Origin of the sequence: Chitinophaga sp. (genome assembly GCF_017745275.1) — a bacterium.
Taxonomy (GTDB): Bacteria; Bacteroidota; Bacteroidia; order Chitinophagales; family Chitinophagaceae; genus Chitinophaga.
In genome coordinates, this window is sequence record NZ_JAGHZS010000012.1 from 120,012 (window position 1) to 146,930 (window position 26,919).

A 26,919-nucleotide genomic window follows, 5' to 3' on the forward strand; every position below is an offset into this window, starting at 1 on the left:
TGAAAAAGGAAATATTTGCAGCCGCAAATATTTCCTTTTTTAATTTTTGAGGAATTGATGTAGCCTTTGGTAATCAGCCGTTATTAATGCTGTTGAATGCTAATCGCTACCTCCCGAAGGACTAACCAGCACAAGTTAATGGCTAACAACTATTTCAGTATCGGTAAACTCGCATCAGCTCATGGCTTGCAGGGCGACCTGGTGCTCAGGCACAGCCTGGGCAAAAGATCTTCCTTGAAAGGGGTGACCGTTATTTTCCTGGAAGAGCGGAAAAACAGCTTCATTCCCTACTTTGTTCAGCAGGTAACTGTAAAGGACACGGAAAGTGTGTATATCAAGCTGGAAGGCATAGATACCAAAGAAGCTGCGCATAAACTGATGCCGGCACAGGTATTTTTGCAGGAAGAAGACTTTAAGCAGCAAACCGCTTCCTCTGCTCCCCTGGCATTGCTGGGATTTGCCGTGGAAGATCAGCAATATGGTCCTTTGGGAACTATTGACGAGGTGATTGAAATGCCTATGCAGGTGCTTGTAAAGGTATTGATCAAGGGCAAAGAAGCACTTTTGCCGGTGAATGAACAGTCACTGGTAAAAATAGACAAGAAGAAACAGACCGTATTCCTGAATTTACCGGATGGTTTGATCGAGTTATACACCGAATAAGCTATCAGCTGTTAGCTATTAGCCTTTAGTGAATCGCTAATGGCCAATAGCTAACAGCTGGAGGCTAAAAGCTAGTACGATGCGAATTGATATAATTACTGTATTGCCGGAACTGCTGGAAAGCCCGCTGTCTCATTCTATCATGAAAAGAGCGCAGGCCAAAGGTTTACTGGAAATACATGTACATCCGCTCAGGCAGTATTCCAGCCTGAAACACGGCCAGGTAGACGATTACCAGTTTGGTGGCGGCGCCGGGATGGTGATGATGCTGGAACCCATTGTAAATGCGATTGAGTCGTTGCAGGCGAAGGTGCAGTACGATGAAGTCATCTACCTGACACCGGATGGGGAAACACTGAACCAGAAAATGGCCAATCAGTTGTCGCTGAAAGGCAATTTGCTGATGCTGTGTGGCCACTATAAAGGGATAGATCAGCGTATCCGGGATCATTTCATTACGAAAGAGATCTCTATCGGTGATTATGTGCTGAGTGGGGGAGAACTGGGGGCTGCGGTACTGGTAGATGCCATTGGCCGCCTGTTGCCCGGGGTGTTGAACAACGAAACCAGCGCCTTAACAGACTCTTTTCAGGATAATTTGCTGGCGCCGCCGGTATATACCCGTCCGGAAGAATTCCGCGGCTGGAAAGTACCGGAGATCCTTTTGAGCGGAGATCATAAAAAAATCGATGAGTGGAGACACCAGGAATCGATAGAAAGAACAAAACAACGCAGGCCCGACCTGTTATAACTTAATGATACATAGGTCATATAGATTGCTTTACCATTTGAAGATGATAATTTCTTGATTTTTAATTTGGTAAATGCTATTTCTTGACTTACTTTTGCACTCCCATAAATATTTGAAAGATGAACGCAATTTCGTTTGTTCACGAACAACTGACAGCTAACAAACAGTACCCGAAGTTTAAAGCAGGCGACAACGTCACTGTCAACTATAAAATCGTGGAAGGTAATAAAGAAAGGATTCAGTCCTTTAAAGGTGATGTGTTGAAAATCCAGGGTACAGGATCAACAATGTCTTTCACTGTTAGAAAAATTTCTGATGGCATTGGTGTGGAAAGACTGTTTCCGCTTTACTCTCCTCATATCGATGGTATCGTGTTGAACAAGGTGGGTAAAGTAAGAAGAGCTAAGCTTTACTACCTGCGCGAGCGTGCTGGTAAGAAAGCCCGTATCAAAGAAAAAAGGGTTTAGTATAAATACAGGGAAATTTGTTAAAAGCGGGACCTTAGCGGTGCCGCTTTTTTCGTGTGCTTAAAATGGTATTAAAACTCAGGCCAGATCAGGTAAAGAGCGTGAAAAAACCGATTTTATGATCTATCTTTGATGTCTGAACATTATAAACATTTGAGAAGATGACTGCTGTTTTTGTTAAATCATCATTTTTGTTTCTTCAGGACGTCGGAGGCTCTGAGCTGCTGTTGATCTTAGTGGTAGTATTGCTGCTTTTTGGAGGCAAGAAAATCCCTGAATTAATGCGTGGCCTGGGTAAAGGTATCCGTGAATTTAATGACGCCAAAAACAATGTGCGCCAGGAAATTGAAGAAGGCATGAGAGAAAAACCTGTAGCTCCTGCTGCACCGGCTACCACGGATGCTCCACATACGAGCTCTACCGTGATTCCGGAAAATCCGAACCATAACGCGCAGTAATCGCCAACATACACCAAGCGCATATTCCTGATTCGTTTATTTTTTAACTGGTTTAGCCTTGTCTGAATTCAGCAGTATAACTACTTTCCATAAAGCATTATACGCCGGCAGTACAAGCTGTACGGAAAGGGTACGCTATTACCTGGACCGCATAGCTCAGCTAAAACACTTGAATGCCTTCCTGGAAGTGTATGAGGAGGAAGCCCTGGAAAAAGCACGTTTGCTTGATACCCGCCTTAAAAACGGGGAAAAGCTGGGTGCTCTTGCTGGTGTGGTGGTAGGCATTAAAGATGTAATCTGCTATAAAGGCCATAATGTAAGTGCCGCTTCCCATATACTGGAAGGGTTTACCTCGTTATTTTCTGCCACTGCAGTGGAAAGACTGCTGGTGGAAGACGCCATTATCATTGGTAATCTTAATTGTGATGAATTCGCGATGGGATCTACCAATGAAAATTCTGCATTCGGACCTACGTTGAATGCCCTGGATAATACCCGTGTACCGGGAGGATCTTCTGGTGGTTCTGCAGTAGCTGTTCAGGCAGATCTATGCCAGGTTAGCCTGGGGAGTGATACAGGCGGTTCAGTTCGCCAGCCTGCGGATTTTTGCGGCATAGTAGGCCTGAAGCCTACCTATGGTCGTATTTCGCGTTTTGGCCTTATTGCTTACGCGTCTTCATTTGATCAGATCGGTATTTTTGGCAAGGATATTGCCGATGTGGCGGCAGTTCTACAGGTGATCGCAGGACCAGATGAGTTCGATAGTACGGCATCTCAAAAGGAAGTGCCTGATTATAAGGAACATCTGGAGGACAATAAATCTTTCAAATTCGCGTATTTAAGAGATGCCCAGTATCATGATGGTCTGGACACGGAAATGAAAGAAGGCTATATTGATTTCTTTGAAAGTTTGCAGTCGCTTGGTCATACCGTATCAGGAAAAAGTTTTGAATACCTTGACCATGTAGTACCAGCCTATTATGTGCTTACTACAGCAGAAGCATCCTCCAATTTGTCCCGTTATGATGGGGTAAAATATGGACACAGAACCGACCAGAAAAACCTGGATTTGACAGAATTTTACAAAAAAAGTAGATCAGAAGGGTTTGGGAAAGAAGTAAAACGTCGTATATTACTGGGGACTTTTGTGCTGAGTGCGGGCTATTACGACGCATATTATACTAAGGCACAACAGGTTAGGCGTCTGGTAACAGACAAGCTCAATGAAATTTTAGAAGAGTACGACGCCATTTTAATGCCAACTGTGCCATCCACAGCTTTTAAATTAGGGGAAAAAACAGATGACCCTATAGCCATGTACCTGGCGGATATTTATACGGTACTGGCAAATCTGGCAGGGGTTCCGGCTATATCAGTTCCCTTGTACCGGCATTCAAACGGGATGCCATACGGTGTGCAGATCATCACAAAGAAGTTTAGCGAAGCAAACTTGTTACACATAGCCAATCAAATCATGGCTAAGGAACAGGTTACTGTTGTTTAAAATAAATTGTATGAGAAAAATCTTTTTACTACTGCTGTTGCCAGCAACAAGTTTAGTGAGTGTAAGTGCGATGGGAGGCAATAGCAATCCTAAAGAGACGGTGTATCCGGTTGGGGCGCCCGATACTTCTGTACTGAAAATGAATCATAGGGTACATTTACCCAAGGATACTGCTGTACAGGCATCTCCCACCTCAGTGGCTGTTAAAAAAGCCGCGCAAAGTCTGCCTAATTCTATTCGCAGCCCGAAAGTATACGAGCAGATCAACAATAACCTGGTGGCCGGTTATGTAAGTAACTATGCTACCCGGTATAGTCAGCATTTACAAATCATGATTGATAAAGGCCAGCCTTATTTCACCATGATTGAAAAAGTGTTCCGTGATAATGGAATCCCTGAGGAAATGAAATACCTCGCGGTAATTGAATCCAGCTTTAACACCAACGCCCGCTCCAGAGTGGGTGCCGTAGGCGCCTGGCAATTTATGGCCGGTACTGCCCGCATCTTTGGTTTAAGCGTAGGTAAAAAAGTAGATGAAAGAAAAGATTTCTATAAATCTACTTTGGCTGCCGCCCAGTTCCTGAATCAACTGTATGCACAGTTCGACGACTGGTTACTGGTTGTAGCAGCTTATAACTGCGGTGCAGGTGGCGTACAACGCGCTATCAATGCCAGCGGACGTAAAGATTTCTGGGGCATGCAGTATTTCCTGCCAGCCGAATCACGTAACCATGTATACAAATTCATCGCTACCGGTTATATCCTCGATCGATTCAATAACTTCTTCGGTGTAAGCGACGACATAAATCCTACTATTACGGTTAACATGCCTGCAGCGGATAATATCACACCGATTGCAAGAGGGCCGTTAACTGAAGAGGAAATTTACAATACCGTTGAAATCAATGTAACCGGCAAATATCGCCTCGAAGCAATTGCTAAGAAACTGGACATGCAGGTGGCAGAATTAGACCGCTTCAATCCTGGCTTCTCTAAAGCAATGGCCAGCCCGGAAAATAATTATGACCTGCGCATCCCGAAAGATAAGATGAAGCAGTTCATGGCAGAAAAAGATGAGATGCTGAAAGAATCTGTTCAGCTCACCCTGGACGATAAAGCAGTAGGTGTGGATAAATCTAAATTCCCACCACCGGTGAAAATGGCTGATAAGCCTGCTCCGGTTGCTAAGAAAGTATCTTCTTCCAGGAAACATCATACTGCTTCTAAAAAATACCACAGCACCAAGAAATATACAGGAGCTAAAAAGAAGCATACTACTAAAAAGAAGAAATAATCACCACCAAGGTGTAAGGATAAAAAAAGAGCGTGTATCCCTGATACACGCTCTTTTTTTATGTTATGTGGGAAATAGTTATAGTGATTTTGCTGTCATTAACCCGCTGCGCTTTTCACTGAACGCTACCAGGTCGAGCAGTGGTCCGGTCATAAATGTGGTAGCCAGGGCCATCAACACCAGCATCGCGAATATTTCAGGAGATAAGATACCAAGATCAAAACCAATGTTGAGTACCACCAGCTCCATCAATCCACGGGTATTCATCAGTGCGCCAATAGATACAGACTGACGCCAGTTTTGACCCATTAGTCTGGCTGTTATGGTACTACCGCCAAACTTGCCGGCTACTGCCACCAGCATGATCATGCCACATACCGCCCACAAATCACCCTGGTTAAGTAACCCGATATGTGTTCTTAAGCCGGTGAAAACAAAGAAAATGGGGAGCAATATAATCACGCTTACATCTTCCAGTTTATCAGTCAATACTTTTTTGATAGGGGTAGCAGGCATGATAACACCCGACAGGAATGCGCCAAATAAGGCGTGTATGCCAATTACTTCCGCTATCCAGGCAGAGATTAGCAGTACAAAAAGGATCAGCGAAACGGCTGCCTTGTCTTTTCCTTTGGCGAGTTGTTTTTCGGTTATTTTGGCTAGCCAGGGTCGCACCAGCAGCAACATCACGGTTACAAATACAATGGCCAGCGCAATGGTGACCACCGCACTGAGTAAGCCGCCTGCATTTACAATAGCCACTACTACTGCCAGTATGCACCAGGCAGTGATATCATCTGCCGCTGCGCAGGTGATGGCCATAATACCCAGCGGTGTATGGGTTAATTTTCTTTCCTGAACAATACGCGCCAATACAGGGAAAGCAGTAATACTCATTGCAATACCCATAAACAGTGCAAACGATAAAAAGCTAACGTGGGCAGGGGCGAAGCGGGTAAAGAGGAAATAGGCCAGCCAAACGCCCAGGAAAAAGGGCACTACAATGCTGGCATGACTAATCATCACTGCATCATGGGCTTTATGCCTGATTTTATTGAGATCCAGCTCCATGCCTACGATGAACATGAAGAAGGCCAGCCCTATCTGGCTGAGGAATTGTAAGTTTTTCAACGATTCTGCCGGAAAAAGGAAGGCCGAAAAGCCTGGCATGGCCCAACCCAGCAGAGACGGGCCTAACAATACGCCTGCAATAATTTCACCTACTACTGCGGGTTGCCTCAACTTATTGGCAATAACGCCAAACAGCCTGGCAGTGAGCATAATAGCAATGATTTGCAGCAACAACAGTCCCAGTGGATGTTTGAGATTGTCGAGGTAACGCCACCAGCCGTGTACTTCCGGAGCCGCGGCCACCGGTACTTTGGGTGTAACAGGGAGCGCATTAACAGGAAGTGATTGTCCCTTCTGAAGGATCACCCATATCAGCGCGGCAAAAACACCAATAATGACAGGATACCATAGCAAGCGTTTGTTCATGACAGGAATGTGTTAATGGTTCTATGCAAGATATAAAAAAGCAAAAAGCTATTACAGCGCCAGCTGGTATTGCAAAGGTTAATTTTTTGCAACCAACTTTTCACCGTAATAACTTTTTGCACTATATGTTCTTTATCTACTGGCCAATAGCCGCAATACCTGGCAGTTCTTTTCCTTCGAAGAACTCCAGCAATGCGCCACCACCGGTAGACACATAACTTACCTTGTCGGCAATACCGAATTGGTTTACAGCAGCTACTGAGTCGCCACCACCAACGAGGGAGAATGCACCGTTTGCAGTAGCTGTTACAATGGCTTCAGCTACGCCTTTGGTACCGCCCTGGAATTTAGCCATTTCAAATACGCCCATCGGACCGTTCCATAAAATAGTTTTGGAAGCGGCGATCGTTTCGCTGAACAGCGCTACAGACTTAGGTCCTATGTCGAGGCCCATCCATCCTGCAGGGATGTTATCGTTGGAAACTTCCTGGGTGTTAGCATCTGCTGCAAATTTATCTGCAGCAATAGAATCTACTGGCAGGATCAGTTTTACGCCTTTTTCCTTCGCTTTTGCTACCAGGTCATTGGCCAGATCCAGCTTATCATTTTCGCAGAGGGAGCTGCCAATTTCTTTCCCTTGTGCTTTCAGGAAGGTATAGGCCATACCACCACCAATAATCAGGTTGTTGGCACGTTCCATCAGGGTTTCGATGATGAGGATTTTATCGCTCACTTTGGCGCCACCGAGAATAGCGGTGAAAGGCGCTGCAGCATCGTTCAGTACTTTGGTAGCGCTGTTAACTTCAGCTTCCATGAGTAAACCAAACATGCGGTTGGCAGGTGCAAAGTATTGTGCAATAACTGCAGTAGAAGCGTGTGCACGGTGAGCGGTACCAAATGCATCGTTTACATACACATTGCCGAGTTTAGACAGTTGTTCGGCAAAGGAAGCATCTCCTTTTTCTTCTGCTCTGTGGAAACGCAGGTTTTCCAGCAACAGTACTTCGCCCATTTGCAGGTCAGCAGCGGCTTTTTCTGCTACAGGGCCTACACAGTCGGCCGCAAATTTTACGGTAACGCCGCCCAGTAAAGAAATAAGGTGGTATACGAGGTGTCTTAAAGAGTATTTATCAGTGGGGCCATCTTTTGGACGGCCGAGGTGTGACATCAGGATAACGGCGCCGCCATCTTTCAGGATTTTCTTGATGGTAGGTACGGCAGCACGCATGCGGGTATCGTCGGTGATGTCGAAGTTATCGTTCAGGGGAACGTTGAAATCCACGCGGATAAGGGCTTTGCGGCCATTGAAGTTATAATCGGAGAATTTACTCATAAGAATCTATTTAAGATAACGAGAAAGGTATATCATTAAAAAACCGCGGTACCAACAGCACAAAGCGAGTATGCAACCAAAAAAGAATCTGGCCAATTGCTGCTATGGTGTAGTTCCGCGGAGATTTAAAGACTCCCCCACTGGTGCGGGGGAGTGCTTCGTATAATTATTTGCTGATCAGACCGGCGAAGTACTTTACAGTACGTACCAGTTGTGATACATAGCTCATTTCGTTATCGTACCAGGAAACGGTTTTAACCATTTGGAGATCACCAACAGTGAGTACTCTGGTTTGAGTTGCATCAAACAGGGAACCGTAGTGGATACCGATTACATCGGAGCTCACGATTTCATCTTCAGTATAACCGAAAGATTCGTTAGCAGCAGCTTTCATCGCAGCGTTAACTTCTTCAGCAGTTACTTTTTTATTGAGGATGGTAGTCAGTTCAGTGATGGAACCAGTGATAGTTGGAACGCGTTGTGCGCTACCGTCCAATTTACCTTTCAGTTCAGGCAGTACCAGTCCGATTGCTTTAGCAGCACCGGTGCTGTTAGGAACGATGTTAGCAGCAGCAGCACGTGCACGACGCAGGTCACCTTTTGCATGCGGAGCATCCAGGGTGTTCTGGTCGTTCGTGTAAGCGTGTACAGTGGTCATTAAGCCGGAAGCAATACCGTAGCTGTCTTGCAGTACTTTTGCCATAGGAGCCAGGCAGTTGGTGGTGCAGGAAGCGCAGGAGATAACAGTTTCGCTACCATCCAGCAGTTGGTGGTTAACGTTGAAAACGATCGTTTTCAGATCACCTGTAGCAGGAGCCGAGATAACAACGCGTTTAGCACCAGCAGTAATGTGAGCAGCAGCTTTATCCTTGTCAGCAAAGAAACCGGTACATTCGATTACTACATCGATGTCGTGCTCTTTCCATGGAATTTGAGACGGATCTCTCTGTGCATATATTTTCACATCTTCACCGTTCACATTGATTGCGTTTTCAGAATGCTTAACGTCTGCATCGAATCTACCCTGAGCTGAATCATATTTCAGCAAATGCGCCAGCACGTTAGGGCTGGTGAGGTCATTGATAGCTACCACATCAATGCCGGGCATTTTGTAAATCTGGCGGTATACCAAGCGGCCAATACGACCGAAACCATTAATACCAATTTTGAGAGTAGTTCCCATTTTACATCGTGATTTGAGTATGAAAAAATCGAGAGCGAATTTACAACCAATACCTTTAGTAATCAATAGAAATTTAGGTTATCAAAATTTTTTTTTGGAAATATAAAATAACGTCCTACATTTGCAATCCCAAAACGATACATGCCGCGTTGGTCAAGGGGTTAAGACGCCTCCCTTTCACGGAGGAGTCACGGGTTCGATTCCCGTACGTGGTACGAATGAAGCTGGCGCTTCAAACTTTATAGGGTTGCTCATAGATGGGCAACCCTTTTTTATTGATTTTTGTGGCGTTATCTTCAAACATTGGAGTCACAGCTGGTGTTCTAAATACTCCGCCAGAATAAGTCAATTTGTCTTTGAACACCGCTTTAACAAGTTGGTGTTGATCTTCCAAACTAATGGCCTCTCCACTGTCAATATCACCTTATAAAGCAGCAATGTTCGCCGATATTTCTTAAGCTACTTATGATAAGTGTCTTTATCAATTCCACCATCCAGGTATTTCTCCTCCAAGGATTCAATTTTCTTATTGATTTCTGCCATTGATTTTTTCCTGGCCGTCAATATTTCAGTATAGTTCCCTACCAAAGGATAAAAACTAATGACCCTGGCTAGTATATTCTCCATCTACATATCCTCCATTCACGTAGCGTGATACATCGTTCGTATGCCATGCGTAAATTCCGGCAATCATAATGCCCAGGTCTTGCACATATTCAGATACAGTGTCTTGCAGCTTTCCAAACGGAGGCAAGTGCTGATGTAACAGCATAAATTCATCCAGATAGCTATCATGGAGCTTTAGCGCCTCCATATAGGCTTCATTAACCGGTATTTTGCGTTCATGCTGTATTACTTTTATGAGATTCATGGTATCACCTTCCCTATGCAGTTCTTTGGGAAGGGAAATAAAATCATTATGCATACCTATCATCCATGAACAAAGGTTGTGGAGACGTAATATATGTGGATGCTCAAGCACGTCATCCGGTAGTTCACGGTAGTTCTTCTGCATCGCTACATATTTACAAAATGGAAGCACTCCGCTTGTGTCCAGCCTGATAATTAGGTAAATAGGGAGTGGTGGTGGTGTATTGGTTCTATAATATACTCTTTCTTCCGCATAGCCAACGAACACATTATGCATAGAAGCGATATATTTCTCATACAACCGGGTGGGCATTGCGCATTTAATGGCATCCTGTCGCAGGACCCAGAACTGATGAAATATTCCGTTGTCAGTTGGTTCAATAGTATCTTCCCCGGTTAAAATAGCCATTATACGATTCTTTATATCATACATTTCATTGCGGGAACAACGATCCCAATAATCATCCATCATGGCGCCATTGGCTGCATAGTTAGCAAGGGGGCGTAATTCTGCAAGTGTTCTTAAGAAGGGACACCCCCGTGAAGCAATATCAGTCAGATTATGTTGTTTATGCTTTTCACGGGCGGCTTTACTATGAAAGATATATTCCCTGTCAATCCAATCGTAGTATTCCTCCCGCTGCTGTTGGAAATCAGGATGTATAAAATCCGGAAAGGGATATTTAGGCATGGGCAAATGTTGCAGTCCTGCATAGAACTGTTCTTCCGAAAGGATTTTGGACATGGCTAAAAATTTTAACGGTTATTGTTGAGTTTTAAGTGACAAAGCTAAGAACGTATATCGAAATACACGGTAGTGTTGTACAAGATGAATATTTATTTACCATGAGCGGGCACTTCAGTGCTCTTTCCCATTATTAAATTACTACTATTAATTAGTTTAGTCTATAGCTTAAGGATTTAAAATATGCATCACAGTTTTATGCAGCATGTAAAATTATGGGAACTTTATTTTTGCGCCACTGGCGGAGGCATAAACCTTCCACAAGTGCTGGATGAGGATGAACAAATTGATGTAATACAAGTGCCTGTCAATGCAGCTTTACATTGCTCCTAAAAGCCGGATTAATGGACAATACACATGCTACAGCCTTTTGGAGCAGGGAATATAGTGGGATCGTAGTGGAGAGTACCGGGTACATGCCGGTTCTAAGATGTTATGATAGATAATCAGCAATCTTTCATAGGCTTTACTTCAGGGTTTACCGGCAACCACATTATTTTCCGGCCAGGCAAATCCCATTCCTCCATGCAGGTATCTATCTGTTTCCAGATAAAAAGAATTCACTCCCTGAAGCCCGACTCCTGCGTAATAGATGAATTTATCTATATGCTCCTGATATTCACCAAACTCACGATACTCTGCATGTAAGGCAAACACATTTGCCAATTCTTCATTATGGATACGGAGCGCCTCCGCGCAAGCATCCTTCAGCGAAAGATTATATTGTTGCTGCAATACAAAGACCAGGTTAAAAACCTCTGTTCCCTTCGCCATTTCTTTTGGCAGGGAGTGAATGTCGTTTTGCCATGCAACAACCAAGGTCATATGAGATATCATTTTTTGAACCACAATATGCTCAAAAATATGTTCCGGTAGTACGAGGCCCGATTCAATCTCACCAAAGATCAGGTATGGGCGCATAAGAACAGAATACTCACGAATGGTTTTGAAAAGCGTGAGCGACGGCGGGCGCTGCGCTATTTTATAAGGATACTCCAATTCAATCCCGTATCTGAAGGATTGATAGAAATAGTAAATGAAACGCTCAACCCACATGTCAGGCATCAGAACACGGAACTCATCCCTGATCAACGCCATGTGTTGATAGAGTGCGTTTTCTTCCGGCCTTGGTTGAGCGCCTTTGAGAATGGCTACACAACGGATCCGTAGCTGTTGGATTTCTTCAAGTGATGAATGTTCCACCTGGTCGTCGAGCGCAACATATTGGAGCATGAACCTGTTGCAGGGAATGGTTTGCTCATAGGTTAAATCGGGCCACATACGGGCAGTACAGATATGCAGCCTCATTTTCTTGTATTTCTCCCGTTGCTTTTCTGTTAAAAAAGTATAATCATTATCAATCCATCCATCCATATCTTTCCCCATCTGTTCTGCATGTGGGTTGATAAGATCAGGCCAGGGGTAATAACCACGTGGTAAATAGTCTGCGCTTTTATATTGATCTGCTGTCACTGTTTTACTTTTTAAATAGTATTTTTCGTTTTCCTGATTATTAATCCTGATAAATGTCCTTTACCTCAAACTCCAACGTTTTTTCACCTTGCATACCATATTGGGGAATTACAAAACCTTCGGGCGAATACTGTATTGTTCCGGATGTGTAATACCATTCGTTAAGACCTACAGCCATCAGTTTGATAAGTAGCTATATTTTATACTTTTGCTGCCTTAAAGTGCTGGCAGCAGGAAAACCATCTATACTGTTATACCGTGGCAGATTAAAGGACACAGATTTCCAGCCGCTTAACGTCATGCTTATATAGTGCACCCGGTTAACTACCACGTCCTGCCATTTACCAAAATCCGGCAGGAATGACTGAAGATGAATAAACTCTCTCAGGTATTCGTTATGCATATGCAGATCTTCCAGACAAGCCTCTTCAAGCGAAATATCCCGGTTATGCTGAATTGCCTTTACCACATTATAATAAATGCCATCCGTAGCTTCATCTTTTACCACAGACTGTACTTCATTAAAGCATACCATCATACGTATAGCAAGGGACATGAGCCGCTGCATTACGGGGTGATCGTGTATTTCATCCGGCAATGGCTGCCTGGTTTCCATATCCGCCAGTTCCAGGAAGGGGCGAAGACACAGCGAGTTCTCCCGGATGGTCAGACACTCCTCTACACCCGGAAAGATCTTCCTGAACTTATAGATCATTTCCTGCTCAAGCCCTATAAAATAGCTACTGAGAGCAGCTACAAAGCGATTTAAGGAATCTGTGCCAAGGAATTTTAACAACTCCGCCCTTAAAGAAGCCAATAACTGGCCAAGCGGCAATCCGGACTCCTCTGCGCTTATCTCTCCTTTCAATATAGCGATGGTATGTTTATGAACTAAACGTATCTCTTCAGGGGATGCCTCTTCATATATGTCGTCATTATAGAGTGTCCACAACATAAGCCGGCAAACAGGTTGCAACCGTTCATAACTTGCAGTAGGAAACCATTGTGAGGCAATATGCGCGGTTTGGGTCCGCTTATACTTCAACCTCGTAGCTTCATCATTCTGGTATAGCCAGCAGTACTCCTTGTCTATCCACTCGTTCTCGGTTAGCTCCTGAAGGGCCTCGGCAAATGGGTTTTTCAGCGTCGGGAACGGATAGTGAAACCTGGAAAGCATTTGCGGGTTCATAAGTCTCTGCACTTTAATGGTTAACCTAATGTATACTAAAAATAATGACACATAATGCAGAACGGTAGCAGGGAAAATATTTCACTTAAGTAACTCGAAAAATCACACAGCACAGCACGTTAGTTGCTCATGTCAAGACAGCATTTATCCGCAGCCAGGCTTTATTGCCTGCGAAATGCTGAGAGAATGGATAGATGCGGATAACCGCAAAATCATTACGATTACTACTGAACAGCCTTATGGAATAGATTCTAAATTTGATCTGTAAGTGAGCAGGTTATGTTGTAAGATGATCTTCCTATTTTCTTTTTCTGTGCATATTGGGCTAAGGTAATTCCTGCGGCTGAAATTATTGAATGACATGAGTAACCTTGCTTGTTTTAGTATTGGGTTAAATAGTTTATATTAGGGTATCGCCCATCGCTACCGCATATTAATCACTACCCATGACAACAAATTCTGCTATCGTTCCAAATAAATCAAAGCCCCCTTATCTATTAGGTCTTTTAGGCCTCATCCCATTAGTTGGCGCATTTGTAGGTGTAGCGCTTATATTATATGCGATTTTAAAATATCAAGATAAATGGCTGGCTATCATCGGGGCTGCTTGTATCACCCTGACTGTTATTTTTTATTCCGCGCTGTTTTATGCAACTACCCATGCGGATGTATTCAGAAAGGGCTTTGCAGACATAGAACAAAAGCAGTTGGTCAGCGTCATAAAAAGTATTGAGTTTTATAAATTGTCACATGGCCAATATCCAGATAGTTTACAACAGCTTTTGAAAGACGATGAATTGACACCAATTTACGATGGGGCCCGGGGAATGAAAATGACGGGACGCACCCTTTGTAACTACCAGAAAATAGGCGATAAATACACGCTTTTTTCATCCGGACAAGACGGCATACCACATACTAAAGACGATTTGTTCCCCCTGGTTACTATTACAGATAGCAGTAAAATTGGTTTAATAAGCGCACATTGAAACTTATTTTTGGGGTAAGTTAATGCCATATGTAGTGATCGCTTTTTATAGGGAATTATTGGTAGAAGATCTGAACCATATCAGGTACGAATATGGCCCGAAAAATGGAAACTTTAAATGATGAGAAGAATTCATATACTACTCCTGATTGTGCTGTGTTGCAGTAACGGCTGTAACGAACAAAGTGGTCAATCAAATGGAAATATTCACAAGATTCAAAATCCTGGTATGGACATCCATCAGGTTAAGTCGATTGAAATTGTTAGTGAAGGAGGTGAGCTGGGATATAGGTCCCGTTTATTGATATCTGCTGATTCAGTTAACTATAGCGTTCAAGTTGCTGTAGATGCAACAAAAAATACGCAGCATAGCATGAAAAATGCACCGGAAGATTGGGAGGCGATAGTAAAGGAGATCGATTTACCTGATTTTGAAAAGGCTGTTGACGGCGCCAGCAGACAACCCGTTGATGGGATTGATACCAGGGTCAGCATAACAACGAATACAGGAACCATTACAAGAACGAACGCCTATGAGAATAAAACATGGAACTACATTCTTGGAAGCGCAGAGAAATATGATAAATGAAAATTGCTATGTGAAGTGGTTGTCTGATCTTACGTGTAATTTGCAGACAGCACTCTTATTGGTTCAATAAGAGTGCCTTAAAGATTATTTTTACCCAGTGCAATAGCATACGTAGTGATCGCTTTAACGGGTGCATTAATCATGATTTTTGGCTTTTATAGCATGGCGGAAGCTAACAAATTGTTGCTAATCTCAGACGATGCTATCTAATTCAAAAATTCGTCCCAATTGCTTATTATTCGTAGAGGCGGGTGTAGATTTCATCAACGCATTACGCAGGGCAATAGCGAATGGGTTCTGCCAATGAGCCATCTTGCCTATCTTCCAGCTGGTATTAACAATGTGCCGGGCCTTTTTCATCCGGATAGCCGGATATCGCCGGAATGCTTCCCTAATGGAATAATTCTTTTTCAATAAGGCTCCTATTACATAAGCATCTTCAATGGCCTGGCAGGCGCCTTGTCCCAGGTTGGGTGTGGTGGCATGTGCTGCATCGCCAAGGAGGCATACACCTTCCATGTACCATTTAGGAATAGGAGCGAGATCAAACAGGCCGGCCGCAATCCATTTGTCTTTGGGAGTGGCTTGTACCAGCTGCTTTGCCAGCGGATGGAAGTCATTTAGAAAAACGAGCGGATCTACACCAGGCGTCATTAGTGCGGTATCCGCCAGCAAATACCAGTATACTTGTTTTCCATTGAGTTTTACAAATCCAAATCGTTTGCCTTTGCCCCATAACTCATTCAGCTCATGATGATATTGCTGCGGCAAATCAGCATCTACAACTCCCCGCCAACAAAATTGTTTGCTGTCGCGCATTTCACTTTCGCCAAACAGCTGCTGCCGTACTACTGAGCGAATCCCGTCAGCCCCAATTATATTTTCAGTGTCAATGACATTACCGTCTTCAAATTCAAGTGTAAAGCGGCCTTGGTGACGACTGATCTTTTTTAATTTCTTACCTAAAGCAATATTTCCCATTCCAATTGCTTCGGATAGGAAATGATGTAAATCGGCCCGGTGCACCGCGATATTGTGAAGGTGAAACTTGTCTTCAAAGGGCTGAAGTGAAGATGAGGAAAGCATCCGTAAGTTAGGTTGAGTAATATTTAAAACAGAGATCCGGTTGCCCAGGCGGGCAATGCCTTCGTGTACCCCCAGGTGGCGATACACCTGCATGGCATTGTTAGCAAGGATAATACCTGCACCTACTGCTTTTAATTCCGGTGCAGCTTCGTAAACTTTAAAAGGTATATTCACTGCTTTAAGCGCAAGGGCTGTGGTTAGTCCGCCAATGCCAGCGCCAATGATGGCTATTTCCATGGTTTGTTCAACTTTGATGATATGGCAAAGTTGACACTTTGGGATGCTTAAAAACGTTCACTAAAGTTAATTAATGATCCTTTTCCTGATCCGGCTGAGCGATTGTGGTGTGATGCCCAGGTAGCTGGAGATATATTTCTGGGGAATTTTGCGCATCACCTCCGGAGATTTTTGTAACAGATTTTGATAACGTTGTTCCGGGTTATAAAACAGCAGATCAGTGATCCGGTGTTTGGCTTCAAGGAAAACAATATCCGCCATTTGCCTGCCGAACTTTAACCAGAAAATATCGCTTTCCATCAGACGTTCCAGTGCTGTTTTTTCAAAGATTAATACTTCGCAGTCCAGCAGGGCTTCTATAATAAATTCGGCTTTATGGCCGGTAATGTAGCTTTCATAGTCGCCAAAAAAATCGCCGTTTACCTGCAGTAAAAAGCTGATGTCTTCGCCACGGTCGTTGATACAATATGTTCTGACGGCGCCATTGATGATGTAGCCAAGCCAGTTGCAGGTGGTACGGCCATCGAATATGGTAGTATTCTTTTTAAAGACTTTTGTTTCCGAGATCGACAGGAATTCCTGGAAACGAACTTTGTCTAATGATAGCTTTGCTGCAAGATCCTGTTCATCAAGCATCTTTTTTTGATCTAAAGATAACCGATTTAAAGTTATCCTTCCTGGAACGACATGAAGCGCGGAAGCCGCCATTTGACCCACATCTCCGGAAAGTGTACCTACCTGGAAAACAGTTATGGAAATAGGGTTACCTTTATAGCATGAAATTCTTTGGACCCATTTTAGAAGAAGCGGTACAATCTAACAGTCAGTATAAGAAGCTGCCGGCAGACACGGTGTTGGTGCAATCCAACAGCTATATCCGCGCTATACCACTGGTGCTGTCTGGAAGTATGCGGGTGATGCGGGAAGATGAAGATGGCCGGGAAATACTGTTGTACTATATTAAGCCCGGTGAAAGCTGTATCATGTCTTTTCTGGCTGGTATCCACGACGATACCAGTAAAGTACGACTGATTGTGGAAGAAGAAGCGGAAGTACTGATGCTGCCTATAGAAAAGGCCAGCGAATGGATTAAAGTGTATCCCGAATGGACCGATTTCATCTTCAAATTGTATCACAAGCGTTTTGAAGAACTACTGGATGTGGTGAATGCGGTGGCTTTTCAGAAACTGGATGACCGCATCGTAGAGCTACTGAAGAAGAAAGCGCATGTTTATCAATCGAAAGAGTTTAACATTACGCATCAGCAACTGGCAGAAGAATTGGGTACTACCAGGGAAGTAGTATCCCGGCTGCTGAAACAAATGGAAAAGCAGCAACTGATCAGCCTTTCAAGGAATAAGATTGTTTTAAATTTCCCTATGTAACATAAGTCACCAAACTCCTCCTGTACACCTTTTACTTTTGTGCTATAAAACAGCAACGTGGAAGTAATTGGTTACATAGCATCGGTATTTATTGGTTTGTCATTAGGACTAGTAGGGGGAGGGGGCTCTATTTTAACGGTGCCCATCTTAGTATACTTCTTTCACATTGACCCATTAATTGCTACTACTTATTCTCTTTTTATCGTAGGCCTTACCAGTGCGGTGGGTGCGGGGAGTCATTTCCGGAAAGGTAATGTCGATTTTAAAATCGCTTTGATTTTCGGAGTGCCTTCACTGGCAGCGGTATTTGTAATGCGTAAGTGGGTGATGCCGGCAATACCGGAGCATTTGCTGCAGGTAGGAGATGTGCTGCTCAGCAAATCTGTTTTGCTGATGTTGGTATTTGCCATCTTAATGGTATTTGCGGCGATAGCCATGATGCGTAAAAGTAAGAACGTTGTTGTTCCTGCTGCTCCGGTCAGTTATACCCGCCTGATGGCGCAGGGTGTAGCTGTTGGCCTGATTACAGGATTTGTAGGTGTAGGTGGCGGTTTTCTCATTATTCCTTCGCTTGTTTTATTTGGCGGGTTATCCATGAAAAAGGCAGTGGGTACATCTTTGATGGTGATGACTATCAGTTCCCTGTTAGGTATGCTGGGAGACCTCAGCAGGCATGCTGCTTTCGATTACCTGTTCCTGGTATACTTTTCCCTGTTTGCTGTGGGAGGCATTATAGCAGGAAGTTATTTAACGAAATATACCAATGATGCAAAGCTGAAACCAGTGTTCGGATGGTTTGTACTGGTAATGGGCATCTTTATTTTAATCAGCACTTTATATAATCAATAGCAATGGATGTAATTACACAACCCTGGCCCTGGTATATTGCGGGGCCGCTTATAGGACTTACTGTTCCTGTCTTGTTAATACTGGGGAACAAGACATTCGGGATATCGTCGGTACTCCGGCATACCTGTGCTGCGTGTATACCAGCGAATATTAAATTTTTCCGGTACGACTGGAAGAAGGAAACCTGGAATTTGTTTTTTGCGCTGGGTATTATACTCGGGGGCTTTGTTGCTACTTATGCGTTATCTGTGCCGGGACCTGTTGATATCAATCCGCAAACGGTTAGCTTATTACAGCAATACGGTGTGAAAGATTTCAGTGGCGTGTTACCGCAGGATATATTCAACTTTGGCCAGCTCTTTACCCTGCGTGGGTTTGCGCTAATAGTAGTTGGTGGATTCCTGGTTGGATTTGGCACTCGTTATGCCGGCGGATGCACGTCAGGGCATGCAATCATGGGTATTTCTTCTTTACAATGGCCTTCACTGGTAGCTACGTGTTGCTTTATGATAGGCGGATTTATTGCCAGCTGGTATCTTTTACCTTTTTTATTACAACTATGAGAAATATAAAATTTTTAATAACGGGGCTGTTGTTTGGTATTATCCTCGTTAAGTCCCAGGTAGTGTCCTGGTTTCGTATCCAGGAGATGTTTCATTTGCAATCGTTTCACATGTACGGTGTCATCGGGAGTGCCATTATAGTGGGCATAGTCTCTATACAGGTGATCAAACGTTTTCAGATAAAAACGATCAACAGGGAAGCGATTACTATTCCGGATAAAAAGTTCCACTGGGGAAACGTATACGGTGGATTAATATTTGGTGTGGGCTGGGCAATTACCGGTGCTTGTCCGGGGCCTTTACTGGCGCAGGTTGGGAGCGGTTTCCTGGTCATCTCCATTACTTTATTGAGTGCCATTGCCGGCACCTGGGTATATGGATTAATACGTGAAAAATTACCTCATTAAATGTATAATTATGAAGATTAAACAGTTTGAAGATATTGGATTAGCGCAGTATGGATATGCGATCAGTAATGAAGCAGAACGTACCATGGTACTGATAGATCCTGCGAGAGATATGGCGCCATACCTGGCGTATGCAGCAGAAGAACAGGCTACTATTGTGGGCGTGATAGAAACGCATCCGCATGCGGATTTTGTAAGTAGTCATCTGGCATTGCATCAGCAAACCGGCGCTACTATTTATTGTTCCCGGCTGGTAGGTGCTGCTTATCCACATCAGTCGTTTGATGATGGAGATGAAATTGTGCTGGGCAATATCCGGTTGAAAGCTGTGAACACGCCTGGGCACTCTCCGGATAGCATCAGCATTGTATTGGAAGAAGAAGGGCGTAATAAAGCAGTATTCACCGGAGATACATTGTTCGTGGGCGATTGTGGCAGACCGGACCTTCGCGAGAACGTGGGGAATATCACCGCAAAACGAACAGAACTGGCGAAGCAGATGTATGATTCGTTGCATAATAAGCTCATGTTATTGGAAGACGATGTGCTGGTGTATCCGGCACACGGGGCAGGGACTTTGTGCGGTAAATCTCTTGGAAAAGAAAAATACAGCACTATAGGTATTGAAAAAGTGAATAACTGGTCGCTGCAGGAAATGAGTGTAGACGTGTTCGTTAGTGCGTTAACCGAAGGACAACCTTTTATTCCTGCTTACTTTCCTTATGATGTGGACCTGAATAAGAGGGGAGCAGAAGACCAGGTGCATACTATAGCGAGGGTGCCACGTGGGGCGCAGGGAACGCCGGATGAAAATGTGGTGGTGATAGATACCAGGGCAGAAGCGGCTTTCAAGGAACATCATTTACCGGGCGCTTTGAACCTGCAAAATGGTGGCAAGTTTGAAACATGGCTCGGAAGTATTATAACGCCGGGTGAGCCTTTCTACCTGGTAGCAGCTAACCGGGAGATACTGGAGGAGTTAATTGTCCGCACTGCTAAAATTGGCTATGAGGCTTTTATAGCAAAGGCTTTTGTTTTTGAAGATGGAAAAGAAAGTATGGTACCAATAAATGTGGAGGATTTTGCCACCAATCTTTCCGGTTATACTATTGTAGACGTAAGGAATGGCAGTGAAGTGAAGGAACATCGGTTTTTTGACCAGGCATTGGCTATTCCATTACCTGAATTAAGACAAAGAGTAGCGGAGATTCCGTTGGATAAGCCTATAGTAGTACATTGCGCCGGTGGCTACCGGAGTGCTGCCGGAAGTAGTATTATTCAGGCGGCGGTAGGTAATAGTGTGAAAGTGTTCGACCTGGGAGAAAACATTAAACGATTTCAGTAGATAGAAAAAGGGGCCTTCTGTGATTTGGGATAATGATGGATAAGAGAGAAGGCCCTAATGTTGTGTAACGTTCTATTCCGGATCGCTTATATTCAGCAATTTAAATTCGCCTTTTATCCGTACGTGTTCCTGGTTGGGACCACATGTGTTAACTTCATATAGCGTTGCAGTGAAGGTTCCTTCTACATATCCTCCTGTGCCTTTAAATACGTCGAAAGGCTTTCCTATTTTCGTGATAGTAACTTCACCGTCTGCGTATTTGAAACCACCTTGCTGGCAATCTGGTATATATGAGTTGCCGTATGATTTACCTTTTGTGCCGTTACTGAATTGAATATCCGCCTGACCTGCCTGGCCGGCATCGCCCATCTTAAACGTGCCAGGTTGCTTGCCGTTAAATACGATCAACACGTGCGAATTGTCTTTCGTGAGTCCTGAAGTAGGACCTGTTTTATTTTCTGTTTGGGTATAGGCAGAATTACCACCTGCTGTGTAAGGGGTGCCATCTACTGTCCAGGTGATAGTGCTTTCATCTTTAAAGACCGCTGGTTTAGCCGGTTCATCTTTTTCACATGCTCCCATAAAAACAGTGAGCAATAAAAAGCCATAATGAATGAGAGGAATCTTTTTCATAATGTGGTTATTTAGGATACTAAATAAGTACATCTTTCGGAGGTAAAAATGAATGGTAGATAGTAACAGGACTTTGATCGGTATTCTACTTATAGAGGGGCTAAATGGTGTTTGTCGATGAACCTGTTTTAATGGGAAGGCGCTCGTTTAATATCATGCCAGTTTTTGAGATGACCAGCTGATAAATGATAAATTTTATAAAATACTATTTTATAATAATATATATAATATTTTATGTAAAATAATTGCCAATCCCAAAGCTTTCTTGTGCATTTTCTGTTCATCTTTTGCGCTTATTCATTTTGTTCATTACACCACGTAATCCGCTATGGCGCTGATTATTCGGTTACATTAGTTGTACCGAACCGAATTTCCCATTTAGCGACCATTATCCCTTATGCGATTCCCGTTGAATGCCTTGAATGCAATACTCATAGGAACGTTACCTGGAAATAACAGGAGGACGGGGTACGCTATTTTATTCACGCTATTTTCTTTCTTCTTTTTATCCTCATTCGTTCATGCGCAGAGCAGCAGTTGCCCGGTTCCACAAATCAGGAAATATGCATCCGGTCAAAAAACAGAAACGGTGTTGGGAAGTACATCGGGTGACGCCAACGCAGCAGATGGAAATCCCGCTACACAGTCTACCTTAAATACATTGGCGATACTTGGCATTACCTACGCAAAGCAGTATCTCAATTTTGATGCAACCATTGCTGCCGGTACGCCCGTGAGTGTAAAAATCGCCTATCCTTCCAATCTGGTGGGATTAGGTTCTGCAGTAACTATACAACCCTTTATTTATAATAGTTCGCATGTGGAAACTGCAGTAGGCGTAGCCTATACAGCGAGTGCGCTCTTATCCGTTGCCAGTGGCTCCGGTGATATGGAAGTAATGCTTACCCCTAAAGATGCTGCCGGCAACCCGGTAGCTTATGACGGTGTATGGATAAAGCTGACAGGCCTGTTATCCGCAGGACTCAGCATGGGCGTTTATGATGCATGGATACTGCAGAATGCACCGGCCAATACCAATTGTTACCAGGCTATAGATGTGCTGGCAGGCGTTCGCGCAGGACAACTCGCTTTACTGAATGCCACCGGCTGGGTGGATAACCCATGGCTCGCCATTGACAATGATCCTACACTGGCTACTTATGCGCAACTTAACACCGGTGTAAAAGTGTTAAGCGATGTATTCGAAACAGTGGTATTCAACACCAATGCCAAACCCGGAGATTCCGTGTATATCGTACTGCAGGATGCCGGTGCCGCATTGCTGGACCTCAACCTGCTAACCGGCTTTCAGATACAACCCATGCTGGGCAATACGCCGGTAGGCAGCCCGATTACCAATAGCAGTACGCTACTCAACCTACGACTGCTAGGTGGTCCCGGCCAGAAATATATATTGTCTGCCGCCATTCCTGCTGCGTTTGATCGCATAGATATCCAATTGGGAGGACTGGTGGGAGCACTCAGTGCATTGAGAATTTATGATGTCAGAATCGTAGCGCCCGCACCTGCTTTGTCGCTACAACTAAACGGCATTCCTAATCCCGGCCCTATCTGTATCAACGATGTTGGAAAAATAAAATTCACCGTAACAAATGCAGATGCCTGCGCAGTATATAACTGGTATAAATCAGATGGTACCCTGTTGTTGGGAAACAGCCTGACGTTTACACCTGCCATTACCACCGCAGGTAACTATACGTATTATGTAGAAGCCATCAGGAGTGGATGTAGCGGGAATGTAAAAAATCGTGTGCCCGTTTCCGTTACTGTGGCCCCGCGTCCCGGATCACCTTCATTAACAATACAATAAAACCCTTGACATATGAAAATTGCTACATTCGAAATGCGCCGTTTTTTACTGATCCCTGTTACCTGTTTACTCATGGTATTAATGGCAATGAGTACTACACAAGTAAATGCACAAACCATTAAACTGCCATCAGATCTATCTGTTGGTAACGATCCCAAACAAGGTACTTCTACCAGTACTGGTAGTACTTTGTTTTGTGCGGCTGCTTCCGGCTTTACGCTAAAGTCCACTACTGCAGACAACAGTGTTACACCTGCGGTAAATTATACCAGCTGGGCCTGGTCAGAACTGGACCCCGCAGGTACAGCAGGCGCTTTACCTGCAGGAACTGCCACAGCTACCAACGAAAAACTGGTAGTCACCTCTGCCACTCCGGGATGGCATACCTACCAGGTAATTGCTTCTACCGGTACGGCAGGCTGTCCGGCTGATCCCGTACTTTTTACAGTGTTTGTATTACCTGATCTCTCCATTACTTCTTCCATAGATCCATCAACACCTTCTTTGACTTATTGCGCGGCCAGTGGGGCACCAACAGGAGCCAATGCCATTACGTTGAAAAGCGCGGTGTCATTTGCTACTGCGCTAAGAACCATTACAGGGCTCAGATCACTGGCTGTAACAAACTTTGACCTCACGTATGTTTGGACCAAAGAAGACCTGGCAACCGGTACTAAAACAACCGTAGGTACTAACGCTGCCACCTATACGGTAGATGATGCAGCAAGTAGCACTGGTGGTGCAGAAAAGAAATATAAATACAGTGTACAGGTGGCTTATACAATGAAAACCTGCGGTACCTATACCGCTACTACCCAGTACAACAGTACCGATGCTACTATCACGGTCACTCCTAAACCAGGTGCACCAACTATTACCATCGAGTAATAAGCACATATGCGGGGGAAAATATCTGTCATTATCCTGGTCCTGAGCTGGTGGACGGCTGTAGCCATGGCGCAGTCGCCACCGGTCAGGTACATTATGCCCGGTCAGCAGGTGAAACTCACGGCCAACCCGGTGAATGCTCCCCGGTACCAATGGTACCGGGATGGCATCGCCATCACTGGCGCGTTTTTACCGGAGTATACCACTGCAACGCCAGGCAGATATACGGTAGAAGTATATAACGGAGAAGGATGTGTGTCGGACTTGTCCAGCCCCGTTATCATTGCAGAAATCACCGGCAGGGGACCAGATGCAGATATGCAGATCAACAAAACCGCCGATAATGGTACGTTTAAAATAAACAGCACCTTCAGTTATTATCTTACCGTAGTAAACAATGGTCCCGCAGATGCAACAGGGATCACGGTTACAGACAAGCTGCCGCGACAGGTAACGCTGGACTTACTGTCTGTTCCCACAATGGGCGCCGCTACCTATCAATCACAGGATCATACCGTATTGTGGAAAATGAACGGTCTGCAGGCAGGACAAACTGCCTCCCTGGCCATCCGGGTGAAAGTATTGGAGGCCGGGCAAATTACCAATACGGCTACTGTTTCCGCGGCTGAAAAAGATAATGTACTACCCAACAACAACAGCACCCATCAACTGTTGATATTACCCTTGCACATTCCTAACGCCATTACGCCTAATGGTGATGGCGTAAATGATGTATTCGTGATTAGCGGATTAGAACAATATCCGGAAAATGAATTAACGATTTTGAATCGCTGGGGTAATCATGTATTTGAACAAAAAGGATATACACAAAATTGGAGTGGCAAAGGATTGAATGAAGGGACCTATTTCTACCTGCTACGCGTTAAAGATGGAAATGGCCGCTGGCAAGAGTTTAAAGGTTATATCACGTTGTTAAAACCATAACAACTATGTACATCAAAAAATATCTGGTCTTCCTGGTGATGATATTAGTGAGTTGGCAACACGCCCATGCACAGCAGGATGCGCAATTCAGTCAATATATTTTCAATGGAATCTATATCAATCCTGCTTACGCGGGATACCGGCAGGAACTCAATGCCCATGCCTTTTACCGGGATCAGTGGGTGGGAATACCAGGTGCGCCGCAAACCATGTCGCTGGCGGTAGATGGGAGCGTTAACAACGACCGGGTAGGACTGGCGCTACAGGTATCGCACGATAGAATCGGGGCGCAAAGCCAGTTGGCAGCGTATGGGAATTATGCCTATCGCATTCCGTTAGGAGGGGAAACAGGGCGACTGGCCCTGGGAATTGGTGCCGGCATTGTACAACAGGGGCTTAATACCAACGCACTGGATTTCACCAATCCCAATGAACCGGGCATTAATGGAGCGGCTCAAAACATGGTACTGTTCGATACCAGGGCGGGGGTATACTATTCCACCGCTAACTGGTTTGTTGGTTTTTCGGCAGATAATCTTACAGCGCAGTACCAGGCGAAAAATAAACCATTGGGTCATTTTATCCCGGTGCCTAAACCCCACTATTATTTATCCGGGGGCGCCTTAGTACCCTTGAACGAGGAGGTGTCTTTAAAACCCGTTTTTCTGTTGAAAGATGACAGAGCGGGACCTACCAGTCTTGACCTGAATATGTTTGTATTGCTGAAAGATGTGGTATGGGTGGGTGGCGGCTATCGCACCGCAGTGGATCTCTATCATAAACCTGCATTACAGCCGGGAATGGCGAAATCCAGCGCAGTGGTGGCTATGGCAGAGGTATTTGTATTGCCTGAGCTGAGAATAGGCTATGCTTTTGATTATGCACTGAATAAATATCGTACCTACAACAATGGTACCCATGAAATATCTGTAGGATATTATTTTAAGAAGATGGATAACGCGCGGCGTACTTCATTAAGACAAGTTCGTTGCTCGTATTTTTGATTACAATTTTTTAGTAGTAGGTTTGTTGGGAAACCTATTGTTTAAAAGTTGTAGCCCATGAAAATTATTTCAGCCATTCTTTATTTTCTCAGCCATCATCCCGGATGGGCGTTCCCACTGTTGATCCTGCTTTTTTTGCTGCTATGGGCCTGGACAAAGAAGTGGATATTTGGCATCCTGGCGTTTGTGGTGCCGATATTTAATATTTTCCTGGCGCATATGTTCAACGCCTGGTTCCTGAATGCTTATGGCGTGAAAGGTACCGCTATCATTACCAAAGAAGAGCAAACTAATTCTACGCTCAACGACCAGTATATTTATGATTATGATGTATTGGTGAAAACAGCAGATGGGAAAGATGTATTAACCGGCTTTTCTACGATGTCTGCCGCGGTGTATCCGGTTCGGAATACTATTCTTATTCCCAATGTAAATGATCCATTTTTGGTGAAATATATTCCAGGCTATGAAAAGAACATCGTGATTTTAAGTGATGAATCTAACTTTGGGATCGCGCGGAAAATGATGAAAAATCAAATTGAAGTGCAGAAAGCGGAGATACAATATACCGCCAGTCCATTCAATAAAGCCTTTAAAGAAGAATATTTGCAGGCATTGAAGACCTATGTGACAGATAGCGACAACGTTTCAGATCCTAATGTAATCAACCGTTATAAAGCCATTATCCGGGAACTGGAATCAGGCCAGCAGTAAAATAATAACGGGGTAGTATATACGCTAC

The 26,919-nt window shown here is 44.2% G+C and carries 27 protein-coding genes and 1 tRNA gene; 19 read left to right on the forward strand and 9 right to left on the reverse strand.

The annotated features are described in order from the left end of the window. The first annotated feature begins 138 nt into the window (after positions 1 to 138). The 6 genes from rimM (at position 139) to J7623_RS30370 (ending at position 5,137) form a co-directional block, all read left to right on the forward strand. On the forward strand, positions 139 to 663 hold the full coding sequence (rimM, locus tag J7623_RS30345; protein WP_291928695.1) for a ribosome maturation factor RimM: 525 nt from the start codon (positions 139 to 141) through the stop codon (positions 661 to 663). 79 nt (positions 664 to 742) lie between these two features. Then, positions 743 to 1,414: a tRNA (guanosine(37)-N1)-methyltransferase TrmD gene (trmD, locus tag J7623_RS30350; protein WP_291928698.1), complete on the forward strand. Its 672-nt coding sequence runs from the start codon at positions 743 to 745 to the stop codon at positions 1,412 to 1,414. Between the two features lie 119 nt (positions 1,415 to 1,533). Next, on the forward strand, positions 1,534 to 1,881 hold the full coding sequence (gene rplS / locus J7623_RS30355; RefSeq protein WP_079473603.1) for a 50S ribosomal protein L19: 348 nt from the start codon (positions 1,534 to 1,536) through the stop codon (positions 1,879 to 1,881). A gap of 191 nt (positions 1,882 to 2,072) precedes the next feature. Beyond that, positions 2,073 to 2,339, forward strand: coding sequence for a twin-arginine translocase TatA/TatE family subunit (locus J7623_RS30360; RefSeq protein ID WP_291928701.1), 267 nt, complete (start codon positions 2,073 to 2,075; stop codon positions 2,337 to 2,339). Between the two features lie 58 nt (positions 2,340 to 2,397). Beyond that, complete coding sequence (gatA, locus tag J7623_RS30365; RefSeq protein WP_291928703.1) at positions 2,398 to 3,843, forward strand: Asp-tRNA(Asn)/Glu-tRNA(Gln) amidotransferase subunit GatA; 1,446 nt, start codon at positions 2,398 to 2,400, stop codon at positions 3,841 to 3,843. A gap of 10 nt (positions 3,844 to 3,853) precedes the next feature. Further along, complete coding sequence (locus J7623_RS30370; RefSeq protein ID WP_291928705.1) at positions 3,854 to 5,137, forward strand: lytic transglycosylase domain-containing protein; 1,284 nt, start codon at positions 3,854 to 3,856, stop codon at positions 5,135 to 5,137. 78 nt (positions 5,138 to 5,215) lie between these two features. Here J7623_RS30370 and J7623_RS30375 read toward each other — a convergent pair whose 3' ends face one another. The 3 genes from J7623_RS30375 to gap all read right to left on the reverse strand — a co-directional run bounded on the left by J7623_RS30375 (position 5,216) and on the right by gap (position 9,150). Next, positions 5,216 to 6,634 (reverse strand): cation:proton antiporter, encoded by a 1,419-nt coding sequence (locus J7623_RS30375; protein ID WP_291928707.1) that lies wholly within the window; start codon positions 6,632 to 6,634, stop codon positions 5,216 to 5,218. A gap of 136 nt (positions 6,635 to 6,770) precedes the next feature. Continuing rightward, positions 6,771 to 7,967: a phosphoglycerate kinase gene (locus tag J7623_RS30380; protein WP_291928709.1), complete on the reverse strand. Its 1,197-nt coding sequence runs from the start codon at positions 7,965 to 7,967 to the stop codon at positions 6,771 to 6,773. Between the two features lie 166 nt (positions 7,968 to 8,133). Further along, entirely contained in the window at positions 8,134 to 9,150 is a 1,017-nt protein-coding gene (gene gap / locus J7623_RS30385) for a type I glyceraldehyde-3-phosphate dehydrogenase (protein ID WP_291928712.1), read from the reverse strand. A gap of 143 nt (positions 9,151 to 9,293) precedes the next feature. Here gap and J7623_RS30390 point away from each other — a divergent pair. Further along, positions 9,294 to 9,365, forward strand: a tRNA-Glu gene (locus J7623_RS30390). A gap of 383 nt (positions 9,366 to 9,748) precedes the next feature. Here the strand turns inward: J7623_RS30390 and J7623_RS30395 are convergent. The 3 genes from J7623_RS30395 to J7623_RS30405 form a co-directional block, all read right to left on the reverse strand. Continuing rightward, entirely contained in the window at positions 9,749 to 10,765 is a 1,017-nt protein-coding gene (locus tag J7623_RS30395) for a hypothetical protein (protein ID WP_291928715.1), read from the reverse strand. Positions 10,766 to 11,236: 471 nt separating this feature from the next. Beyond that, entirely contained in the window at positions 11,237 to 12,238 is a 1,002-nt protein-coding gene (locus tag J7623_RS30400) for a terpene synthase family protein (protein ID WP_291928717.1), read from the reverse strand. Between the two features lie 193 nt (positions 12,239 to 12,431). Then, positions 12,432 to 13,427 carry a hypothetical protein gene (locus J7623_RS30405; RefSeq protein ID WP_291928718.1) on the reverse strand — a complete coding sequence of 332 codons (996 nt, stop codon included), beginning with the start codon at positions 13,425 to 13,427 and terminating at the stop codon, positions 12,432 to 12,434. 446 nt (positions 13,428 to 13,873) lie between these two features. On the opposite strand from J7623_RS30405, the gene J7623_RS30410 reads away from it, so the two are divergent. Both J7623_RS30410 and J7623_RS30415 read left to right on the forward strand, forming a co-directional pair. Beyond that, entirely contained in the window at positions 13,874 to 14,416 is a 543-nt protein-coding gene (locus tag J7623_RS30410) for a hypothetical protein (RefSeq protein WP_291928719.1), read from the forward strand. Between the two features lie 117 nt (positions 14,417 to 14,533). After that, entirely contained in the window at positions 14,534 to 15,004 is a 471-nt protein-coding gene (locus tag J7623_RS30415; RefSeq protein ID WP_291928720.1) for a hypothetical protein, read from the forward strand. A gap of 192 nt (positions 15,005 to 15,196) precedes the next feature. Here J7623_RS30415 and J7623_RS30420 read toward each other — a convergent pair whose 3' ends face one another. Beyond that, complete coding sequence (locus J7623_RS30420; RefSeq protein WP_291928721.1) at positions 15,197 to 16,327, reverse strand: FAD-dependent monooxygenase; 1,131 nt, start codon at positions 16,325 to 16,327, stop codon at positions 15,197 to 15,199. Between the two features lie 66 nt (positions 16,328 to 16,393). Further along, on the reverse strand, positions 16,394 to 16,963 hold the full coding sequence (locus J7623_RS30425) for a Crp/Fnr family transcriptional regulator (RefSeq protein ID WP_291928722.1): 570 nt from the start codon (positions 16,961 to 16,963) through the stop codon (positions 16,394 to 16,396). Between the two features lie 140 nt (positions 16,964 to 17,103). On the opposite strand from J7623_RS30425, the gene J7623_RS30430 reads away from it, so the two are divergent. From J7623_RS30430 to J7623_RS30450, 5 genes are read left to right on the forward strand one after another with little or no spacing between them, the layout of a single operon-like run. Beyond that, positions 17,104 to 17,712: a Crp/Fnr family transcriptional regulator gene (locus J7623_RS30430; RefSeq protein WP_291928723.1), complete on the forward strand. Its 609-nt coding sequence runs from the start codon at positions 17,104 to 17,106 to the stop codon at positions 17,710 to 17,712. 57 nt (positions 17,713 to 17,769) lie between these two features. Next, entirely contained in the window at positions 17,770 to 18,561 is a 792-nt protein-coding gene (locus J7623_RS30435; RefSeq protein ID WP_291928724.1) for a sulfite exporter TauE/SafE family protein, read from the forward strand. 2 nt (positions 18,562 to 18,563) lie between these two features. After that, positions 18,564 to 19,124, forward strand: a complete 561-nt coding sequence (locus J7623_RS30440; protein WP_291928725.1) for a YeeE/YedE thiosulfate transporter family protein — start codon at positions 18,564 to 18,566, stop codon at positions 19,122 to 19,124. Beyond that, the gene (locus J7623_RS30445; protein ID WP_291928726.1) at positions 19,121 to 19,531 is read left to right on the forward strand and encodes a DUF6691 family protein; all 411 of its coding nucleotides are present in this window, start codon (positions 19,121 to 19,123) and stop codon (positions 19,529 to 19,531) included. Before J7623_RS30440 ends, J7623_RS30445 begins: the two co-directional genes overlap by 4 nt. A gap of 10 nt (positions 19,532 to 19,541) precedes the next feature. Continuing rightward, positions 19,542 to 20,876, forward strand: coding sequence for an MBL fold metallo-hydrolase (locus tag J7623_RS30450; protein ID WP_291928727.1), 1,335 nt, complete (start codon positions 19,542 to 19,544; stop codon positions 20,874 to 20,876). 72 nt (positions 20,877 to 20,948) lie between these two features. On the opposite strand, the gene J7623_RS30455 is transcribed toward J7623_RS30450, so the two are convergent. After that, positions 20,949 to 21,509: a hypothetical protein gene (locus J7623_RS30455; protein WP_291928728.1), complete on the reverse strand. Its 561-nt coding sequence runs from the start codon at positions 21,507 to 21,509 to the stop codon at positions 20,949 to 20,951. Between the two features lie 589 nt (positions 21,510 to 22,098). On the opposite strand from J7623_RS30455, the gene J7623_RS30460 reads away from it, so the two are divergent. From J7623_RS30460 to J7623_RS30480, 5 genes are read left to right on the forward strand one after another with little or no spacing between them, the layout of a single operon-like run. After that, positions 22,099 to 23,340 (forward strand): hypothetical protein, encoded by a 1,242-nt coding sequence (locus J7623_RS30460; RefSeq protein WP_291928729.1) that lies wholly within the window; start codon positions 22,099 to 22,101, stop codon positions 23,338 to 23,340. Positions 23,341 to 23,352: 12 nt separating this feature from the next. Next, positions 23,353 to 24,228, forward strand: a complete 876-nt coding sequence (locus J7623_RS30465; protein WP_291928730.1) for a hypothetical protein — start codon at positions 23,353 to 23,355, stop codon at positions 24,226 to 24,228. Between the two features lie 9 nt (positions 24,229 to 24,237). Next, on the forward strand, positions 24,238 to 25,173 hold the full coding sequence (locus J7623_RS30470) for a gliding motility-associated C-terminal domain-containing protein (RefSeq protein ID WP_291928732.1): 936 nt from the start codon (positions 24,238 to 24,240) through the stop codon (positions 25,171 to 25,173). A gap of 5 nt (positions 25,174 to 25,178) precedes the next feature. Beyond that, positions 25,179 to 26,177: a type IX secretion system membrane protein PorP/SprF gene (locus J7623_RS30475; RefSeq protein WP_291928735.1), complete on the forward strand. Its 999-nt coding sequence runs from the start codon at positions 25,179 to 25,181 to the stop codon at positions 26,175 to 26,177. A gap of 57 nt (positions 26,178 to 26,234) precedes the next feature. Continuing rightward, entirely contained in the window at positions 26,235 to 26,891 is a 657-nt protein-coding gene (locus tag J7623_RS30480; RefSeq protein ID WP_291928738.1) for a hypothetical protein, read from the forward strand. Positions 26,892 to 26,919 lie beyond the last annotated feature (28 nt).

Excerpts from the sequence above, each read along its gene's own strand:
- rimM (WP_291928695.1), top strand. The coding sequence starts at position 139 with ATGGCTAACAACTATTTCAGTATCGGTAAACTCGCATCAGCTCATGGC.
- trmD (WP_291928698.1), top strand. The coding sequence starts at position 743 with ATGCGAATTGATATAATTACTGTATTGCCGGAACTGCTGGAAAGCCCG.
- rplS (WP_079473603.1), top strand. The coding sequence starts at position 1,534 with ATGAACGCAATTTCGTTTGTTCACGAACAACTGACAGCTAACAAACAG.
- J7623_RS30370 (WP_291928705.1), top strand. The coding sequence starts at position 3,854 with ATGAGAAAAATCTTTTTACTACTGCTGTTGCCAGCAACAAGTTTAGTG.
- J7623_RS30375 (WP_291928707.1), bottom strand. The coding sequence starts at position 6,634 with ATGAACAAACGCTTGCTATGGTATCCTGTCATTATTGGTGTTTTTGCC.
- J7623_RS30380 (WP_291928709.1), bottom strand. The coding sequence starts at position 7,967 with ATGAGTAAATTCTCCGATTATAACTTCAATGGCCGCAAAGCCCTTATC.
- gap (WP_291928712.1), bottom strand. The coding sequence starts at position 9,150 with ATGGGAACTACTCTCAAAATTGGTATTAATGGTTTCGGTCGTATTGGC.
- J7623_RS30395 (WP_291928715.1), bottom strand. The coding sequence starts at position 10,765 with ATGTCCAAAATCCTTTCGGAAGAACAGTTCTATGCAGGACTGCAACAT.
- J7623_RS30405 (WP_291928718.1), bottom strand. The coding sequence starts at position 13,427 with ATGAACCCGCAAATGCTTTCCAGGTTTCACTATCCGTTCCCGACGCTG.
- J7623_RS30410 (WP_291928719.1), top strand. The coding sequence starts at position 13,874 with ATGACAACAAATTCTGCTATCGTTCCAAATAAATCAAAGCCCCCTTAT.
- J7623_RS30415 (WP_291928720.1), top strand. The coding sequence starts at position 14,534 with ATGATGAGAAGAATTCATATACTACTCCTGATTGTGCTGTGTTGCAGT.
- J7623_RS30420 (WP_291928721.1), bottom strand. The coding sequence starts at position 16,327 with ATGGAAATAGCCATCATTGGCGCTGGCATTGGCGGACTAACCACAGCC.
- J7623_RS30425 (WP_291928722.1), bottom strand. The coding sequence starts at position 16,963 with ATGCTTGATGAACAGGATCTTGCAGCAAAGCTATCATTAGACAAAGTT.
- J7623_RS30430 (WP_291928723.1), top strand. The coding sequence starts at position 17,104 with ATGAAATTCTTTGGACCCATTTTAGAAGAAGCGGTACAATCTAACAGT.
- J7623_RS30440 (WP_291928725.1), top strand. The coding sequence starts at position 18,564 with ATGGATGTAATTACACAACCCTGGCCCTGGTATATTGCGGGGCCGCTT.
- J7623_RS30445 (WP_291928726.1), top strand. The coding sequence starts at position 19,121 with ATGAGAAATATAAAATTTTTAATAACGGGGCTGTTGTTTGGTATTATC.
- J7623_RS30450 (WP_291928727.1), top strand. The coding sequence starts at position 19,542 with ATGAAGATTAAACAGTTTGAAGATATTGGATTAGCGCAGTATGGATAT.
- J7623_RS30455 (WP_291928728.1), bottom strand. The coding sequence starts at position 21,509 with ATGAAAAAGATTCCTCTCATTCATTATGGCTTTTTATTGCTCACTGTT.
- J7623_RS30465 (WP_291928730.1), top strand. The coding sequence starts at position 23,353 with ATGAAAATTGCTACATTCGAAATGCGCCGTTTTTTACTGATCCCTGTT.
- J7623_RS30470 (WP_291928732.1), top strand. The coding sequence starts at position 24,238 with ATGCGGGGGAAAATATCTGTCATTATCCTGGTCCTGAGCTGGTGGACG.
- J7623_RS30475 (WP_291928735.1), top strand. The coding sequence starts at position 25,179 with ATGTACATCAAAAAATATCTGGTCTTCCTGGTGATGATATTAGTGAGT.
- J7623_RS30480 (WP_291928738.1), top strand. The coding sequence starts at position 26,235 with ATGAAAATTATTTCAGCCATTCTTTATTTTCTCAGCCATCATCCCGGA.